This is a genomic window from Mycoplasma sp. 1890, from assembly GCF_053851615.1.
This window is the reverse complement of the sequence record NZ_JBSQAZ010000014.1, coordinates 1-18,113: the sequence shown is the minus strand read 5'-3', so window position 1 is coordinate 18,113 and position 18,113 is coordinate 1. Positions and strand designations below refer to the sequence as shown.

Below are 18,113 nucleotides of genomic sequence, written 5' to 3'. Positions count from 1 at the left end.
AACAATAATCTTATAAATAATATAAAAAATGAAGCACCAAAAATTGAAATTGATTACAACGATCCTTCTAATGATGAAATTAAAAGAATTATTGACACGTTTTTTAATAAATACTTGTATAACAAATACGATAAGATGAAAGAAGGAAAAGGACAAAGATTTGGATTTTCAATAGATAATTCACACAATAATAAGGATATAACTATCCATAATGATAATTTATACGATACTGAAGTGCCGAAAGATGAGCCTGAGTTAAATGTTCCGTGAGATGAGGATGATGAACCTAGTCAAATGCAAACTAAACCAAAAACAGAATCTAAACAAAAACAAGAACAAAAAAGTGAATCAACATCCTCTAAAAAAGAAACCATCATAAATGAAGATACAAAATGAGGTGATCTTTACAATTTATTTTCAGGCGGAATTCAAGGTCACGCACCTATCATTGATATATTTGATATCCCTGGCGGAAAGAAATAATAAAAAATCTGGATTAAATCCAGATTTTATTTATTATATTTTCAACAATTGGTGATGTAGTAATTTACAGCTTTTTGGAGCACTTCCCGGTTTGAGTCATGAGTAATGCGATTCACCATAGCTTCTTCAATTCCAACTCACTCAACTATTTCTATTTCTCCCGGCTTATTTTTTATATCAAAATTTTTTGGTTTTGCCAAAAAAAATATAACATCTTTAGTTGTGTTTTTGAATGGAGAATATGTTGTTTTTTCTTTAAAGCCATCAATGATTTCAATATCAACATTTGTTTCTTCTTTAACTTCTCTTAGTGTTGTTTCGATCTCTGTCTCATTTTTTTTCACATGTCCCTTAGGAAATGTCCAATGGCCAGCTGTTTGTTGAACAAGCAAAACATATAATTTAGATTCAATATTATTTAACACTACTGCGCCGCATGATTTAACGTATTTCATTTAAGATGCCACCTCTTTTTTTAATTGTAATATTTATTCCCAATATTGTAATTATATTTAAAATTAGAAGAGAATCAAAAATTAACTTGATTATTTTTAAATTCATGAATAAATTAATATTCTTTTCTTTACTATGTAGATTTTTTTGTAAGTAAGCATTTATTATAGCCTGGTGAGTCCCATTGATTAGAAATATTAGTAGAAAAAAAATTAAAATAAAAGCAATTAAAGCAATAACTAGACCAAAAACGGTTTTTAATAATTTATTATGATTAAGATTTTTTCTTTCCTTAAATATTGGCATATAGCTAAGGCTAGTTAACAACATAATAATATTTGTTAGTGTAATTATAGCTAATATTCCAATTAATAAATTTTTATTGATGTCTTTTTTTAATAATGCTGAAGCAATTATTTGTATAACGGATGCCAATAGAGCTACTATTACTAATACAAAGAATGTGTAGAAATTGCGCTTAATTTGTGACTTGATTAGGTTATCAATTTTATTCATATTTATTATTATATATATTAAAATAAATACTTTTTACTATTAGTTAGAACTTAGTAAATGTTTTTTAATTTCAATAATAATAGTTTGTTTTATGTTAACATGATTTTTTTAAAAAAAGAAGTTTTGATAATTTTTGCTTATATAATTTAATACAATAATAGCATAGAATACCTTTGCTTTTTTGATAGACCTTTAACTAAAGGTTATTGTGTTTTTTAAATTTAAAACATTGGTATAAAATATATTATTTATGTTTAGGGAGAGTTCTGTGATCACAAAAAAATATTTAGCTCTATATCGTCAATATCGTCCAAAGACATTTGAGGAAATTTGTGGACAACAACACATAGTAGAGACACTAAAAAATATTATTCATGAAAACAAAATTGGCCATGCCTATCTATTTTGTGGTCCGCATGGTAATGGTAAAACTTCGACAGCAAAGATTTTTGCAAATGCTATTAATTGTATCCACCGTAGCTCAGAAAGTCCATGTTTAGAATGCATTAAATCGATTGATAATAATATTGATATTATTGAAATCGATGCTGCTTCAAATACCGGAATTGAAGATATTCGAGAACTTAAAGAGAAAATCAAACATTTGCCTACGAATGGTAAATATAAAATTTATATTATTGATGAAGTCCATATGTTATCAAAAGCAGCTTTTAATGCTCTTCTAAAAACTCTCGAGGAACCGCCAAAACACGCTATATTTATTTTAGCAACTACTGATCCTCAGAAGATCCCGCTAACAATATTAAGTCGTGTTCAAAGGTTTAACTTTAAAAAGATTGATAAAAAAGTATTATTTAATCAGCTTGTTAATATCTTTAAGAGAGAAAATATAGTAGCAAAGGATGATGCCATTAAGTTAATTGTTGATTTGGGTAATGGCAGTTTTAGAGACACGTTAAGTATTGCTGATCAAGTCGCTATTTATTGTGCAAATGAAGAAATAACTAAAGAAGCAATAGAAAGGCTCTTTGGAATAGTAGATTTTCAAAATATCTGATACTTAATAAAATGTATATGTGCCAACGAGCATAAGCCCTTAATTGACAAGTTTAATTATTTGGTTGAAAATGGCGCTAGCATTGAAAAAATTGTTCTGCAAATATTTAAGGCATTTAAAGACTATATAATTATGAAAAAAACTCATGACGAATCATTATTAGAGTTTGCTAACAAACAGCAACTTAGTGAACTTGATATTGATGATGAAGCTTTATTTAAATATATAGAATTAATTCAAAGCGCAATAAGAGATTCAAAAAATTCTGATATTCCCAAAGAACTTATTGATCTTTATTTATTAAAGATGTCTTCTTATAAGAAAAATAATTTAAATGATGGGATTATCAAAAAAAATATTGAAGATAATAATTTTTCATTTAATAATAAAGAAAAAGTTCATCAAGATAATTTGAATAATGATTTCCAACTGGTTGATGACGAAATTGCTAATAATGATAATCATAAACAATTTAATTCAATTTTTGATCTTAAAAGCATTTCTAATCAATTTGAATCTCCTAATGAAATTAGCACACAATCAATCAAAAAAGAGCTCAAAGATGTTGGAATTGAAGAAATAAATGTTGATCAATTGCTTGAAAAAACATCAGAAATTCTTATTGTAGAAACGGCCAAGGAATATGAGAATTCAGATTTATTAAATGATATTATTAGTGCCGAGTATAATGATCTTGCCCCTTCTAAGACTGTCGAAATCCTTAAGGCAGAGTTAGACCAAGATGAGGTTAATTCGCTTGTTTTTATTTACCAATACGTGCGAATGAAGATTTATAATTACGATTCCAAGGCTAAGACAGATATTGATACTATGTATTACAATATGATTGAAAGAAGAATTAAGAAGGAACTTGGATATTTGATTCCTTTGTTGACAGATTTTAAAATATTTTATAGTATTGATGACCTCATTGTTTTAAAAAGTGAAGACATTGCAAGGGTTCATCAACTAAATTTAAAAAGAACTAGTCCTGATTTTATTGAGGCTGTTAATAGCATTTTTGGTAGATACACAAATGTTGTTGCAATAACGCGTAACCAGCTTGATAATGCTATAAAATATTGTAAAGAAAATTGAGCAAGCAAAAAAGGCGAAGAAATTAAAATTATTAATTTGCCAAATTTAGATAAGTATAAAAATAAACAAAATCCCAATGTAGAATTTGCTAAGAAATTATTTGGCGATATTGTGAAGACATAAGGAAATTAAAAAAGTAAGGAGAATTATTATTATGAACATTAATGAAATGTTAAAGAATGCAAAGAGAATTCAAGGAGAAATGGAAAAGGATGAGCAAGTTGTTGCTCAACAAAAGTTTGTTGTTGAAAAGCAAGGAATCAAGGTTACAATGAGTGGCCAAAGAAAAATTACAGAGATTATTATAAATGAAGCATTAATAGATCCTGAGGATCCTGAATTAATACAGGATTTAGTTATGCTTGCAGTTAATGAGGCTCTTGAAAAAATTGAAGCTGCATATGATGAAATTGGGACAAAGTATTCAAATAGCGGGTTGCCATTTTAATGAATTTACAACTTAGAGATAAAATCGTTGAAGCTCTAAAGATGATACCTGGTATTTCAAAAAAGCAGGCAGGCAAAATTGTGACTTATTTTCTTGAGGTTAATCCAGAATACACAAGTACATTGTTTTTGGATATTATAGACTTACAAAAGCAAATCAAGAAGTGTACACAATGCTTAGCATATACTACTAAGGATATTTGTGATATTTGCTTAGATAAAAAAAGAGGTAAAAAACTTTTTGTAGTCCAAGATAACAATGATATTGAAAAAATTGAGCAGTTGGACATTGAAAAAGGCAAATATTTTGTTTTTAATGAATATATCAATACTAAACAAATTAGTAATGAAACAACTAAGAAAATCAACCATTTATTAAGTGTAGCATCAAAAAATGATGAAATTATTTTAGCTTTAAATACTGATATAAATGGCCAAATAACAATGAAATTTCTTGAGAAAAAGATACGAGATGAATTAAAAAATAAGGATCTGTATCAGCTATCTGTTGGTATTCCTTTCGGAATGTCAATCGATGCCGCCGATCCGATTTCGTTAAAACAGTCAATATTAAACAAGAAAAAGGTGTAGGAGTATTTATGGGTCGAACAGGTAAATTTATTGCTTTTGAAGGAATGGACGGATCTGGAAAAACAACTATTATTCAAATGCTAAAGAATGATCTTATTAAGGATGGATTAATTGATAATTTTGTATTTACTAGAGAACCAGGATCTGCTTTTTCAAAAGAGGCTGAACACATTCGACAATTAATTCTTGATAATGAAAATTCATTTAGCTCGATGGTTGATGCTTTGCTTTTTGCAACAAGTAGACGCCTAAATCTTGAAAAAGGTATATGGCCTGCCTTGCAGGAAGAAAAACATGTAATTACAGATCGTTATACAACATCATCATATGTTTATCAAGGAGTTTTAGGTGAGGCTGGCTTGGAAAAAGTAGAAATAATTAACCAAATAGCAACAAATAAAACTGAACCTGATTTAATAATATTTTTTGATCTTGAACCCTCTGTATCGGTTGAAAGAATTACTAAGATGCGTGAAGGAATGGATAGATTTGAGACTTCCGATGTATCATATTATTTTTCTTTGCGAGAGGCTTATAATAAGGTTATTGCAAAAAACCGCTCTAGATACCGCGTTATTGATGCAAATTGTTCTATTATTGATTTATATGAGAAAGTTTTAGAAATTCTTAAAAAAGAAAATATTTTATAATGATTGATTTTGTTTTTAAAAAAATAATTGATAACTCTCTCTTAGAGCAAAAATTAGGGCAAGTTTATTTATTTTCATCAAAAAATATTAAAAGTTTTGATGAATATTTTTTATATTTTATTAATAATGTTAATGGTGAATGTTTTGAAAAAATTAGCGACATTAAACTAGGCGATATTTACTTTTATGTGGATGGAAGAAAAAATACAATTGGCAAAGAAAATATTCTTGATGTTATGAATGAAACAACTGAAACATCATTGTTATCTAAAAATAAGAAAAAAATACTAATAATTGACACTGTTGAAAATGGTACACAGCAATCACTTAATAGTCTATTAAAGTTTTTAGAAAATCCACCCCAAAACACCGTTGTTTTAATGTCTTGTAATTATATTTCTCAGGTTATAAGTACAATTAAATCACGTGCATTCATTATTGAATTAAATAATACCTTAAATACAAGAGATATTAATGAATTTAAGCCATTTAAGAATTTTTTTGTTCATACAAATAGTGAATATAATGAAGACATTATTCCTATTTTTACAGAATTAAGCAAGTCAATAGTTAATTCCAATAAAGAGCCACAAAAATTATTAGTTAAAATTATTAGTCATTTTAATTATGATAATAAGGAAGCAATCATAAATTTTATGATCATGGCATTTATGGATATATATAAAGTAAAAAAAGGATTTAATGATTTACTAATCTTGAATGATTATAAAATACAACCAACATCATTTGATTATGTTCCTATTTATAAAATATTATGTGTTCTTCAAGAAACTAAAGTAAATCTAAAAAATGCAGCAAACTTTAATCTACAAAAGGCTATTTTATTGTTGAAATTAGAGGAGTTCTATGGAGTTTAAAATTTATATCGTTGGAACCCCCATTGGAAACTTAGAAGATATAACCTTACGCGCTATTAGAATTCTAAATGAAGTCGAAATTATCTTGTGTGAAGATATAAGAGTAAGTAAGAAGTTATTAAATAATTTTAAAATAACAGGCAAAAAATTGATTTCTTATCATAAGTTTAATGAGAAAGAATTGGCTCCCCGTGTTATTTCCTATATATTATCGGGAAAAAAAGTTGCTTTAATTTCTGATGCTGGTATGCCTTGCATTTCTGATCCTGGTTTTAATTTAATTAGTGAAGCGAATAAAAATGGAATTTTTGTCGATGTTATAGGTGGAGTTACTGCCTTTACTCACGCATTCATAAAATCTAACTTTGGATCTACATTTAACTTTATTGGTTTTTTGAAAGATAAAAGTGGTGAGAGAATTAATCAGTTAAAAAAAATTAATGAGGGTGTTTATGTGGCGTATATATCGCCATATAAGCTAATAAGTACATTAAAAGATTTTGATGAAGTTTTTTCTAAAAAAGTTGATATTTACTTATGCAAAGAGCTAACTAAACTTTTTGAAAAAGATTATCGCGGGACTCCAAATGAAATTATTAAATTATTAGAAAATGAGCCAATTAAAGGCGAATATGTAATTGTCTTTAATATTAAAAAAGAAAAGCATATTAAGATTAATAAATATGCAAAAAAATAAAAACCGGAATTTTCCGGTTTTTAAAAAATTATTTATTAAGAATTAATTCTTTGATTTAGCAATAAATGCATCTAAACGGCTAGCTTTTCTTGCACCATTATTTTGGTGTAAAACACCCTTTGAAACAGCTTTATCAATTTCATGGTGTGCTTTAGCAACTAATTCAGCTGCTTTTTCATCTTGTGATGTTGCTGCTAATTTAGCTTTTTTGATAGCAGTCTTTACAGTTGATTTAATAGCTGAGTTACGTGCGTTAGCTTTTTCGTTAGATAATATTGCTTTTTGTTTTGATTTAATGTTTGCCATTTTTTTGCCTTTCTTGCTAAAAAAAATAATTAGCATACTAATTTTACATAAAAACGCAATATTTTTTTGTATTTAGTTACTATTTTTGTTTTTTGTTACTTTTTTTAATAATTACACATTATTTATTTTAATTTATTAAAATATTTTTATATGAAAAGCCCTGATATGACTGTTTATAGAATAATAAATAAAGAAAAATATTTAATAAAACTTTATTATACTTACGATAATTCCTTTTTGCTATTGCAAGAAAATAATTATTATGTTTTGCAAGGTTCAATTATAAAATTATGTTCTAAGGAATGTTGAAGATTTGTGGATGAAACAATATTAAAAATAACTCAAAAAATCAATATTGATAATCAATATTTTCTTGGTGTTGATTATAATAAGAAAACATTTTATTACTTAGGCAAAAAAGTTAATTTTAAAATAAGAGAAAACCTTATCATTTTTGATGATGAAAAATTTGAGTCAATAAAAATCTCTAAAAAAATAACTCCTTTATTAGCTGAAACTTATGTAAATGATCAATTGAATAAAAAACTAATTGTCGTATTTAAATTTTATGCTGATGAAGCATATAAAAAAATTGTTGGTGAGGAATGCAATCTAAAATTTATTGTTATGAAAAAAAATACATCCTGAGCTTCAATAAATATAAGGACGCATAGGATAAGCATATGCAATAAATTAATTCATTTTAGTGAAGAAATAATAAGATATGTTGCCTATCATGAGGTCTGCCATATAATTCATCCAAATCACTCAAAAGCATTTCGGGATTTGTTAGAATCATTTATCCCCAATTTCCGTGAACTTGATAAAAAACAAAAAAGACACATTTTAGTCTAAGGAGAAATTTATAAATGGAAAAACAAGCTGTGGTGTTGTTGATTGTTATTTACACAATGTTAGCAATAATATTAATCATTGACTTAATTTTTATTATAAGACATTTTAAAAATAAAAAAAGAAGTGAAATGCAAAATGAAGAAAGTGAAATTAATAAAGTTGATCTAAACACCGAAATTAAGAAAATAAGTAGGTTTATACCTAACACGAAATATATAAAGGAAGGTAAATATAGACCTGAAAAATTTGACTCCTTTATTAGTGGTGCCCTAATCATAAATAGCTATGGTCTTTTTGTTATTAAAAATATAAAAGATAATGCTATGCTAGTTGAAGGTGATTATAATAATCGTGAATGGTTTTTGACTACGCCCAAAGCCAAATATTGTATTAATAACTTATTTTGGGATTTGAATAAAAATATTGATAATTTACTTCCTTTACTTCCTAATAATCTTCCAGTGATTGGCATTTTAATATTTGAAGATATCGATAAAATTGATATTAATAATTATCCAGGATATTTAGGCTTCTCTAAACTCAAAGATTTATCAAGTTTTATGAATGATGCAAAGCGCCAATTAAAGCCTATAATAACTCTTGAAAATGTTGAAAAAATTGTTGAATTATTAAATAATAAACGGTTTGAATTTTAGTTTGATGTTCTTATAAGAAGTATTGCTAAAACATTGCTTGTTTATTGAAAATGATTGCTTTTTTAGTATTTAATATCTTAAAAAAATAAAAATTGTTTATATAAATGAATTAAATTATTTTTTTTGTCTATAATTAAAGCATAATATTATATAAAATATAAAACAATAGAAAGGAAATAATGACCAAAAGTAAACTAGAAAGATATTACATTTCTGAAAAGATTGGTGATGATAAAAAAGTGTCATTTAATTTCAAAAAAGCAAATCAAAAAATTTCAGGTAATTTTACTGAATTTGTTGATGCTGTTTCAGAATTTATTAGAGTTAGTGAAAAATCAAAAAATGATACTCGTGTGTGATTTCATCAAGACGGGGCCTACCGTGGAAGTGTTGATATAAAGAAAGCTCGTAACATAATTGAAAAAATATTAGAAGTTAAAGTTGAAAATGAAAAGGCTATTGAATATATTGAAAAGGAGGATTTGGTGGATAAACCAATGCCAGTTAAAAAGATGAAAACTACCCCTATGATCGATTTAGAAGCAGAAGCATCACAAACAACTTTTTATGTTGAAAATATTGAAACAAGAAAGGCTTCACAAGTTTCGGCTCTTGATGTTAAATCATTTTCAAAATACATAACAATTATTGAAAAGGTTAAACAGTTAGGCAATACATTAGTTGTTTCATTTCATTTAGAAAACGAAGGCAATTCATCAATGACTCATGAATACATTATTACAGGTTTTGCTGAAGAAGCAATGAGCTCATGTTCATCATGCAAAGCAATGCCTCACAATAAAAAACTTGGTTTATGACGTGAAAAAAGAGCTTTCCTTGCTTTATTCACAATATTAACATTATTAATTATTGTTAACATTATTTTAATTGTATTACGTGTAAAGGCTATAATCTAAATTAGATATATAAAAAGTAAAAATTTTTAAAAAAGTTAGGGCTACCTAACTTTTTAAATTATTTTAATTCGCGTTTTAACATTGATAATTTAGTTATAAATTCTTCTTTTGAATATATTTCGGTTTTTTCGCTGCCATATTCTCTTACAGCTAATTTGTTATTTTCAACCTCTTGGCGTCCGATAATAACTATAAATTTAGATTTTTGAATTTGTGCATCGCGAATTTTTTTATTTATTCTTTCGTTTCTTAAGTCAACATTAACATTATAATCTAAATCCAAAAATTCCTCAAATAGAGATTGACAATAATCATTTAAATCACTTACAATTGGCATTATTGTAACTTGTCTTGGACTTAATCAAAACGGTAGAATACCTTTGGTTTGTTCCAATAATGTAGCGATAAATCTTTCATAAGTTCCAATTAAGCCACGATGAATTAAAACAGGTGTTTCAAATTCTTCATTATCATTAACAAACTTCATGTTAAATCTATGAGGGAGCAAGAAATCAAGTTGAAGTGTTGACATTGTTATTATTCTATTTAACGCAGTTCTGACTTGAAAATCGACCTTTGGACCATAAAAAGCTGCTTCACCTATAAATTCCTTGTATTCAATGTTTAATTCTCTTAATACTTCACGAAGGTCATTTTCGGCTTTGTTTCACATTTGATCATCCTTAAAGAATTTTTCTTCATCATTTGGGTCCCTTAAAGAAAGTGAAACATGGTCTATTTCAATTTTAAAATCTTTGAGTGCCTGTAGAATCATTTTATAAAGGTGTTTAAATTCAGATTTAATTTGGTCTGGTCTAACAAAAATATGTCCTTCGGTTAAATCCATAGATCTAACTCTTTCTAATCCAGAAAGGGCACCTGATTTTTCATAGCGGTACAACCTAGATTGTTCAGAATATCGTATAGGTAAATCGCGATATGAACGTCTTGTTGAATTAAATAAGATTATATGATGCGGACAAGTCATAGGGCGTGCCACAAGAGTTTCATTATCCATCAATATAGGACTAAACATAACGTCTTGATAATGTGATCAGTGACCACTCATTTCATATAATTTTTTTTCTCCAAAATGAGGAGTTAAAACCTCGGTGAAACCAAATTTTTTATCTAACTTTAAAACATATCTTTGGATTGAATTGTGAATTTTCATTCCATCTTCAAGTCAAATTGGGAAACCTTGGCCCGACAGTTGGCTAAACATAAAAAGGTTTAGATCCTTGCCTATTTTGCGGTGGTCTCTTTCCCTTCTTTCTTTTAGAATTTCTATGTAATCATCAAGTTCTTGTTTAGTTTCTCACGAAGTACCATAGATTCTTGTTAGCATTTTGTTATTAGAATCACCCTTTCAATAGGCCCCTGCAATTGATAACAATTTAAAATGCTTAATTTCTTTAGTATTTTCGATATGCCCACCAGCACAAAGATCTGTGAATAAAATTTCATTAGTTTTTGGGTGTTTGAATTGAAAGAAGGTTATTTCTTTTTTTTCATTTACGAATTTATCATATAATTCTTGCTTGTAAGGTTGATTCTCAAAAGAGAAAAAGTCTTTTTCGACCTTTTTCATTTCATAGCCTTGTTCAGCTAGTTTTTTCATTGTTTTTTCAATTCGAGGTAAGTCTGATTCAAAAATTGGATTTTCAAATTCAAAGTCATAGTAAAAACCCTCCTCGATAGCAGGACCAATTGCCAGTTTTGTATTTGGATACATTTTTAAAATTGCTGCAGCTAATAGATGACTAGTTGAGTGATTTAATTTATTATTTGATTTCATTATTTAAACCTAGGCCTTTCATAAATTTTTTAAGAGTAATTGAAGCGGTTTTTGAAGCCTTTTGTGCTCCTTTTTTTGCTTTTTTTTCGATATCTTTTATTACTTCACTGTATTTTGTTTGAATTTTAGTTAAAAAATCTTTAACTAAGGTGCCCACTTCTTGCTTTAATTCACCATAATTTTTTTCTTTGAAATGTTGTTCAGCTTCCCTTAAGTCTATATCTTTAAGTGAAGAATAAATTGATAATAAATTTTTAATGCCCGGCTTATCGTCTGAGATGTAAATTTTTCCTTCAGAATCAGTAACTGCTTTCATTATTTTTTTATATCCTAATTCAGGATCGTCCAATAAATAAATTGCTGATTTTTCATTTGCATCTGATTTTGACATTTTTTTAGTTGGGTCAACTAGTGACATAATTTTTGCCCCAACTTCCGGTATATATGGCTCAGGAACCTTGAATTTAATATTGAATTTATTATTTAGTCTTTGAGCTATATTTCTTGTTAATTCAACATGCTGCTTCTGATCAATTCCGACAGGCACTAAATCAGCATCATATAAGAGAATATCAGCAACCATCAATGTTGGATACATTAAAAGTCCTGTCGGAATTGTTTCCATACCATTTGAACTTTTTACTTTTTGAGATTTATCTTTAAATTGAGTCATTCTAGATAATTCACCAATAGTTGTATTTGTTAAAATTAACCAGTTCATTAAACCGTGTTCCATAACATCTGATTGAAAAAAAAGGGTCGATTTTTCAGGATCAATTCCACAGGCAATAAATAAAGCGTATATATTTTTACGATTTTCTTCAAGGATATGTGGTTCAATAGGGAGGGTTAGAGCATGGAGATCAGCGATAAATATATAGCTATCATAATTTTCTTGCAATTTAACCATATTTTTTATTGCTCCAATATAGTTTGCTATGGTTAATTTTCCTGTAGCCGTAATTCCACTTAAAACTCTTTTTTTGTCCATTTTGTGCCTTCTTTTTTTAATAAATTCTTGTATAAATTTTATAACTTTTTTAAAAATATCATATTAAATAATTTATTATTTAATAATCCAACATTATAACTTTTTTATGCTTAAATTAAGTTGAAAAAATAATTAATAAATTTTATTTGATATCTTTGTTGAAAATTACTATTAATTAAATGTTTTTTTGATATTAATTTTAAATTAAAATATAATTTAAAAGTAGAAATTTTTAAGTGAAAAAGGTGTTAATATGAACCCAAAAAACAAATTTTTATATATCTTTTTAATCATAGTTACTTTTGGATTTATTTTAATTTATTGAAAGAAAAGATTTAGACAAACCAAACCCAAGAATTATCTCTCAAAGGAAACTAAATTAAGTTTTAATTTTGATGTATTTGTTTCGCTATTAGGTGGAAAAGAAAATATTAAATCGGTATCAGCTACACAAAAAATTTTAAAAATTAATTTTTTTGATAAGACCAAGATTGCTATACCGCAATTAAAAAATCTTGATGGTATAACCGGAGTTGCAATTCAAAGTAAAACTATTTCTTTTGTAGTTGGTAATGTAGCCAAACACATAGAGCACTTAATTAATGAGGTAAATTAAAATGAATAACAATACCAAATATCAAATGTTAATGGCTAATCTGCTAAATATTGATACCTTTGATTCTTCATTGTACAGTTCAATTGATAACGAAAAATATTTTGATGTGTTAAAAAATTTCGGTGAAGAAACTTTTGATCATATATACAATAATTTTAATATAAACTGCACGATTTCTGATATTGCAAATCGGATGATTGCAACAAAGGTTTATGAAGCTAAAAATAAGAATGAAGTAATTGCTATTTTTGAAGACTATAATAAACGAATTCCAGAAAATTTATTTAAGATGCTTGGTACAAATTTTGAAAAAGCAAAAGCCATTATTGTTGCTAGTCAGGAAACGGAGTTTCAAAAATCAGTTGTTAAGTGAAAGAAAATTTTAAATAAAGCGCAAAATATCAATATTGAAACCAATATTTGGCCTTTGCATATAGGCTTTTTCTATATATCAATAAAAACAGAAAATAAAACAATTTATGCTCCATTATTTTTTAAAGAGATATTAGTTGAAGTTAAAAATTCATTAGTCACCTTAAGTTCTAGTTCTGACATAAGAGTCAATAGCAAACTAGTCACGTTCTTGAATCAAGAAGGCTTTTCACTCAATGTTGACTCATTTGATTTTAATAACCTATCAATTCGTGAAGTATTTGAAAGTTTTAAAAATGCTTGAAAACCACTCTTCAATATGCCCTTAACTTTGAAAGAAGGTATTAAAAATTTAACAATTGAAAATATTGAAAATAGCTCAATAGAATTTTATCCCGGAATAGTTCTTGGTTTTTATAATGTTTCGTCGGGATATTTGTGAAATCAAATGAAAAAAATTATTGAAAATGATGAGTTCGATGAGATTTTAAATCCAAATTTTAATAAGAATTTATATCGTGAAAAGGTTAATAGAGTAATTTTTGATAACAAGTTTAAGCTTTTTAAAATTCAAGAAACTAATTTTTCTCAGGATGTTGCAACAATCTCGTCACTATATCAGGATACAATTATTTGAGGTCCTCCTGGGACAGGGAAATCACAAACTATTTCTAATTTAATAACTAATATTATGACAAGAGGCTACACCGCCTTAGTTGTAAGCCAAAAGAAAGCAGCATTAGACGTTTTACGTAGCAGGCTAAAAAAGCTTTCTATTTTTTGCTTATTTGCATTAAATGATAAAAATCTGAGACCTGAGAATTTTTACAAGCCATTGCGTGAATTTATTCATTTGTTAGAAAATTATGAAAATTCAAATGCTGAAGAAGGTCTTAGTGTTTTTAGTGATGAAGATGAAAGTTATGTTGATAATGTAAATTTAATTAAGCAAACTAAAAATATAGATAATATCATTAATTTTTATAGCGCGGTAATGAATGGTAATTTTAGTGTACAAACATATGAAAACCTTAAAAAAATGGATCATAATCTTAAATATAATCAATGTTGCGAATTTAGTGATAAGAAGTTAATTATAAAAAAACTATATGAAAAAAATTTTAATAAGAAATGCACTATTTTTAGTATTATTCCTAAAATAATTAAAAACATGGCGGAAATAATATCGAATGATCAAAGTTTAATGACTATTGATATTGATGAGGCGCTTAAATATGTAAATCTTGTTTCATTTGAAGAAATTACTAATTTTGAAAAACAATATAAAAAAATTCTTAACAAAAAAACCAATTATTTAAATGATGATAAAAATATTGTTAAGATGCTTCTTGAAAAAACATTTGATCGGATGACCAATTTTAGCGATGAGCAAAAAATGCAATATACTTCTTTTGCTATGGCTATAAGAACTGGCCATTTAAAGCCTTACAAGTTTTTTCACAAACATAAGGAGATGATTAAGATATTATTTCCAATAATTATTACTACCCCTGAACTTGATTTGTCGATGTGATCTAAACAGGAGTTTGATTTTGCTATTCTTGATGAATCATCGCAAATGTTTATTGAAAAGGGCATTCCAATTTTATATTTAGCAAAGCGAAAAATTCTTGCCGGTGATAGCCAACAAATGCAACCCACAAGATGATTCTCTGCGACATATAGTTTTGATGAAGAAGATGACTTTGGCAATATTGAATCGTTGCTAGATTATGCTAGGGCAAGAGGTGTTTATTCGCTGCTATTAGATAAAAATTACCGTTCTAAAAAGGCGACATTAATGACTTTTTCATCAAAGCATTTTTATGAATCAAAACTTGATGTTATTGATAACTATGAACTATCAGTTTCTAATGAAAAAGCAATTGAGGTTTTTCAAGTTGATGGAACTTGGGATAATAGCATGAATGTTGCTGAGGGTGAAAAGGTCATTGAATTATGCAAGCAAAATCTTGAAAAATATAACAAAATAATCATTTTAGTTTTTAATGTTAAACAACAAGAATATCTATTTAATAGAATATTCGGAAATGATCCAGAATTAGAAGATGCTCTAAATAGTGAAAAAGTTGTTTTGAAAAATATTGAAAATATCCAAGGCGATGAAGCTGATTTGGTTATTATGTCAGTTGTGTATGATAAAAATACTGCTTTATATAACACATATGTTGCAAGAAAAGGCGGGAAAAATGCTCTTAATGTGGCAATATCACGCGCTAAAGAAAAGGTCTTTGTTGTTAAATCGATTTATGCCGATGATATTGAAATTACAGATCGATCAACAGCTGACATGATAGTATTTAAGGAATGATTAAAATTTCTTGACTTATCAATTGATGAGCAAAAAAATTATTTAGATGAGGTTGAAGATTTTTTGGCTACTAAAATTATTTCATTGCCCGAAGATATTAAATTTAAGGTTGATGTACTAGATGAACTTCGCAATTTTATTGATGACAAAAACCTTCAATTTGAAACAGATTACTCTGTTGGAACTAAAACCATCGATATTGTTTTAATTAATAAGCTTAACAACAAGCTTATTCAAGGATTTATTTTAGATAATTTTTTATATAAGAATGATTATCGTAAATATCTTATTTTTAGAGATAATATTAAGTTTCTTGAATCTAAGGAATATCCAATTATTACTATTTCCGAAATTGAATGGCCAATTATTAAAAATAAGATATTTGCATATTTAGAAGCATTGATATCACAACAACAAGTAGAAAATCAAGCTATTATAGAATTACAAAAAAATAATATGTATGAATTAAAAGAATATAAAGAAGTTAATTTTATTCCTCAATCTGGAGAAGAAGATATGAATATAGAAACTAAACTAAAAGATAATAATATTGTTAGTTTGAAAGAAAATAATATAAAAACAGGTGATGAAACGGCAAAAAACAATGATCATATTGATGACGTCGATGATTTTTATGTCGCAGAAATGGATAATCATAGTCAAATAGCGGTTGAAATTGATGAATTCGAAGAACAAAATAATTATTTGGAAATTCATCCAGATGAGACAGATGATATTGATTCTCTTACTGATGATTTTAAGGTAGAACAATTTAAGCAAGATGATTTGGAAGTTGCTCAGGATAATGAAGATTATTCTTCCGATGTTATTATGGATTTAAATGAAAATACACATGAAGAATTCGAAGATAGTGAAGTTTCATTAAATAATTTATCATCTGATTTTTTGAAAGATGATACCTATATAATTGATCAAGAAAATGATGAAACTATCTCAAAAGCTGAAATTAATGATTTTAAAATAAATTCCAACAAGATAAACAATGAGACGGATGAGTTTAATAATATTGAATTATTAGGATTATCTAGTGTTGAAGAAAATGATTTTGAATTTGAAGAATTAAAAGAAACTAATGTTAGAGCAGATCAGGAAAAACAGGTTGATTTTAAAAAGATAGAGAATACACCGGATAATATAATTGATGAGTTTGGTTTAGTTGATACTGATGAAAAAACAACGGAATTTGAATTTGGGGATTAATGAAAAAAGATAACAAAGATTTGGAATTTGATTGGGTTGATTCGATTGACAAGGATGTTAGCTTTGAAGACCAATTAAAACATAAAAAAGTTGCTCAACGTCTAACGAAAGCAAAGAAGATAAGAAAAATATTATTTTGATCACTTTCAGGTGGTTTGCTTTCTTCTGTTATTATTGCAACAGTCAGTATACAACTTACAAAGCCTAAAAAAGCACTCATTTACTGGTTTAATAGTGTTAAAAAATACTCATTTAATTTAAATAATAAGAAAAACAAAGATGTTAATATAAAAATAAACAACGATATAAAAATTGATGGCACTCCAGAAAGTGTCATGGCTAAAATTATTAATAATAGTGATTCTGATAATATTAGTCTTTTGTTTAAAAAAAATGTTCAAAAAGAAATAAGTGAATATGCAATTTTTGAAAATAAAAATTCTAATGTTAAATGGAAAATTGAATTTGAAAATTTTGTAATTGATACATTATCTAAAAATACATTGTTTGTTGATCTTGTTTTTAAACATCAAGAAGGGACAAATACTGAATTTGTTATTAGAAATTTTCCTATTTATACAACATTAAAAACAAAGCAATTCAATGAAGAAACAATAAAGAAAAAACAAGACCAATTTGATAGTAAATTTATTGAATCAATTAGGAATAAGGTCGCTTATAAGTTGCTTTTACCTATTGATGTAAAAGATAAATTTTCTAATGAAAAAATTAATAGATATAAAGCGGAATTTAGAAAATTTATACAAGACTTTAATGATAAATTTTCTTCTATTAAAAATGACTCATCAAAATTAATTGATTATTCTTGGGCTTTTGGTGAACCACACAAGATAAATAACGGCATTGAACAAATGACGGTTGTATCTAACTTTGTAACAGAAACTAATAATTTTTATTCCCCTATTTTATTTACATCTCCAATAAAAATTGAGGGTTTTGATAATGAAGATTGAAAAACATCAACACGAATAAAATTTAAGGGTAGAATTATTACCTTATCTACAAATAAAGAGAAACTAGGTAGATACCATTCTCAATATGGCATTTATATCGAACCTAACTATGGCAATAACCAAAAGGAAATAGAGTTTGATGTTCCATTATTTTTTGAAAAAGGTTAATAAGAAAAATAGGTTATTATCTGATATGTACCCAGAATCCTGGACACATATTTATTAACTAGGCAACACAAATGGA

General features: G+C 27.0%; 18 protein-coding genes. 13 read left to right on the top strand and 5 right to left on the bottom strand.

What is annotated here, in order from left to right; translation table 4 throughout:
• Positions 1-483 (top strand): hypothetical protein (locus ACWXVO_RS02980; protein ID WP_456002503.1); only part of this gene is annotated, 483 nt, incomplete at its 5' end.
• A gap of 26 nt (positions 484-509) precedes the next feature.
• Here the strand turns inward: ACWXVO_RS02980 and ACWXVO_RS02975 are convergent.
• On the bottom strand, positions 510-938 hold the full coding sequence (locus ACWXVO_RS02975) for a bis(5'-nucleosyl)-tetraphosphatase (protein ID WP_456002500.1): 429 nt from the start codon (positions 936-938) through the stop codon (positions 510-512).
• Positions 925-1,452, bottom strand: a complete 528-nt coding sequence (locus tag ACWXVO_RS02970; RefSeq protein ID WP_438340680.1) for a hypothetical protein — start codon at positions 1,450-1,452, stop codon at positions 925-927. Before ACWXVO_RS02970 ends, ACWXVO_RS02975 begins: the two co-directional genes overlap by 14 nt.
• 268 nt (positions 1,453-1,720) lie before the next feature.
• Between ACWXVO_RS02970 and dnaX the strand changes: the two genes are divergently transcribed.
• From dnaX to rsmI, 6 genes are read left to right on the top strand one after another with little or no spacing between them, the layout of a single operon-like run.
• The gene (dnaX, locus tag ACWXVO_RS02965; protein ID WP_456002497.1) at positions 1,721-3,691 is read left to right on the top strand and encodes a DNA polymerase III subunit gamma/tau; all 1,971 of its coding nucleotides are present in this window, start codon (positions 1,721-1,723) and stop codon (positions 3,689-3,691) included.
• Between the two features lie 31 nt (positions 3,692-3,722).
• Positions 3,723-4,016 carry a YbaB/EbfC family nucleoid-associated protein gene (locus tag ACWXVO_RS02960; protein WP_456002494.1) on the top strand — a complete coding sequence of 98 codons (294 nt, stop codon included), beginning with the start codon at positions 3,723-3,725 and terminating at the stop codon, positions 4,014-4,016.
• On the top strand, positions 4,016-4,606 hold the full coding sequence (locus ACWXVO_RS02955; protein ID WP_456002491.1) for a toprim domain-containing protein: 591 nt from the start codon (positions 4,016-4,018) through the stop codon (positions 4,604-4,606). The genes ACWXVO_RS02960 and ACWXVO_RS02955 overlap by 1 nt, the downstream gene beginning before the upstream one ends.
• Positions 4,607-4,614: 8 nt before the next feature.
• Positions 4,615-5,256, top strand: a complete 642-nt coding sequence (gene tmk, locus ACWXVO_RS02950) for a dTMP kinase (RefSeq protein WP_455966070.1) — start codon at positions 4,615-4,617, stop codon at positions 5,254-5,256.
• Positions 5,256-6,134 carry a hypothetical protein gene (locus ACWXVO_RS02945; RefSeq protein WP_444705042.1) on the top strand — a complete coding sequence of 293 codons (879 nt, stop codon included), beginning with the start codon at positions 5,256-5,258 and terminating at the stop codon, positions 6,132-6,134. Before tmk ends, ACWXVO_RS02945 begins: the two co-directional genes overlap by 1 nt.
• On the top strand, positions 6,124-6,831 hold the full coding sequence (gene rsmI, locus ACWXVO_RS02940; RefSeq protein WP_444705043.1) for a 16S rRNA (cytidine(1402)-2'-O)-methyltransferase: 708 nt from the start codon (positions 6,124-6,126) through the stop codon (positions 6,829-6,831). Before ACWXVO_RS02945 ends, rsmI begins: the two co-directional genes overlap by 11 nt.
• A gap of 42 nt (positions 6,832-6,873) precedes the next feature.
• Here rsmI and rpsT read toward each other — a convergent pair whose 3' ends face one another.
• Positions 6,874-7,137, bottom strand: coding sequence for a 30S ribosomal protein S20 (rpsT, locus tag ACWXVO_RS02935; RefSeq protein WP_438340687.1), 264 nt, complete (start codon positions 7,135-7,137; stop codon positions 6,874-6,876).
• 150 nt (positions 7,138-7,287) lie between these two features.
• Between rpsT and ACWXVO_RS02930 the strand changes: the two genes are divergently transcribed.
• From ACWXVO_RS02930 to ACWXVO_RS02920, 3 genes are all read left to right on the top strand, one after another.
• Positions 7,288-7,992, top strand: a complete 705-nt coding sequence (locus ACWXVO_RS02930; RefSeq protein WP_456002489.1) for a YgjP-like metallopeptidase domain-containing protein — start codon at positions 7,288-7,290, stop codon at positions 7,990-7,992.
• 14 nt (positions 7,993-8,006) lie between these two features.
• Positions 8,007-8,648: a hypothetical protein gene (locus tag ACWXVO_RS02925; protein WP_456002486.1), complete on the top strand. Its 642-nt coding sequence runs from the start codon at positions 8,007-8,009 to the stop codon at positions 8,646-8,648.
• Between the two features lie 179 nt (positions 8,649-8,827).
• Positions 8,828-9,565, top strand: a complete 738-nt coding sequence (locus ACWXVO_RS02920; protein WP_438340690.1) for a hypothetical protein — start codon at positions 8,828-8,830, stop codon at positions 9,563-9,565.
• A gap of 58 nt (positions 9,566-9,623) precedes the next feature.
• Here the strand turns inward: ACWXVO_RS02920 and thrS are convergent, their stop codons facing one another.
• Together thrS and trpS are read right to left on the bottom strand one after the other, a co-directional pair.
• A complete protein-coding gene (thrS, locus tag ACWXVO_RS02915) occupies positions 9,624-11,363 on the bottom strand; it encodes a threonine--tRNA ligase (protein ID WP_456002483.1) in 1,740 nt (579 codons plus the stop codon).
• Positions 11,350-12,354, bottom strand: a complete 1,005-nt coding sequence (gene trpS, locus ACWXVO_RS02910; RefSeq protein ID WP_456002480.1) for a tryptophan--tRNA ligase — start codon at positions 12,352-12,354, stop codon at positions 11,350-11,352. The genes thrS and trpS overlap by 14 nt, the downstream gene beginning before the upstream one ends.
• A gap of 253 nt (positions 12,355-12,607) precedes the next feature.
• Between trpS and ACWXVO_RS02905 the strand changes: the two genes are divergently transcribed.
• Genes ACWXVO_RS02905 through ACWXVO_RS02895 form a run of 3 tightly spaced genes read left to right on the top strand, consistent with a single transcriptional unit; the run spans position 12,608 to position 18,037 of the window.
• The gene (locus ACWXVO_RS02905; RefSeq protein WP_438340693.1) at positions 12,608-12,970 is read left to right on the top strand and encodes a hypothetical protein; all 363 of its coding nucleotides are present in this window, start codon (positions 12,608-12,610) and stop codon (positions 12,968-12,970) included.
• Between the two features lies 1 nt (position 12,971).
• Entirely contained in the window at positions 12,972-16,895 is a 3,924-nt protein-coding gene (locus tag ACWXVO_RS02900) for an AAA domain-containing protein (RefSeq protein WP_456002477.1), read from the top strand.
• The gene (locus ACWXVO_RS02895) at positions 16,895-18,037 is read left to right on the top strand and encodes a hypothetical protein (protein WP_456002474.1); all 1,143 of its coding nucleotides are present in this window, start codon (positions 16,895-16,897) and stop codon (positions 18,035-18,037) included. Before ACWXVO_RS02900 ends, ACWXVO_RS02895 begins: the two co-directional genes overlap by 1 nt.
• Positions 18,038-18,113: the final 76 nt, after the last annotated feature.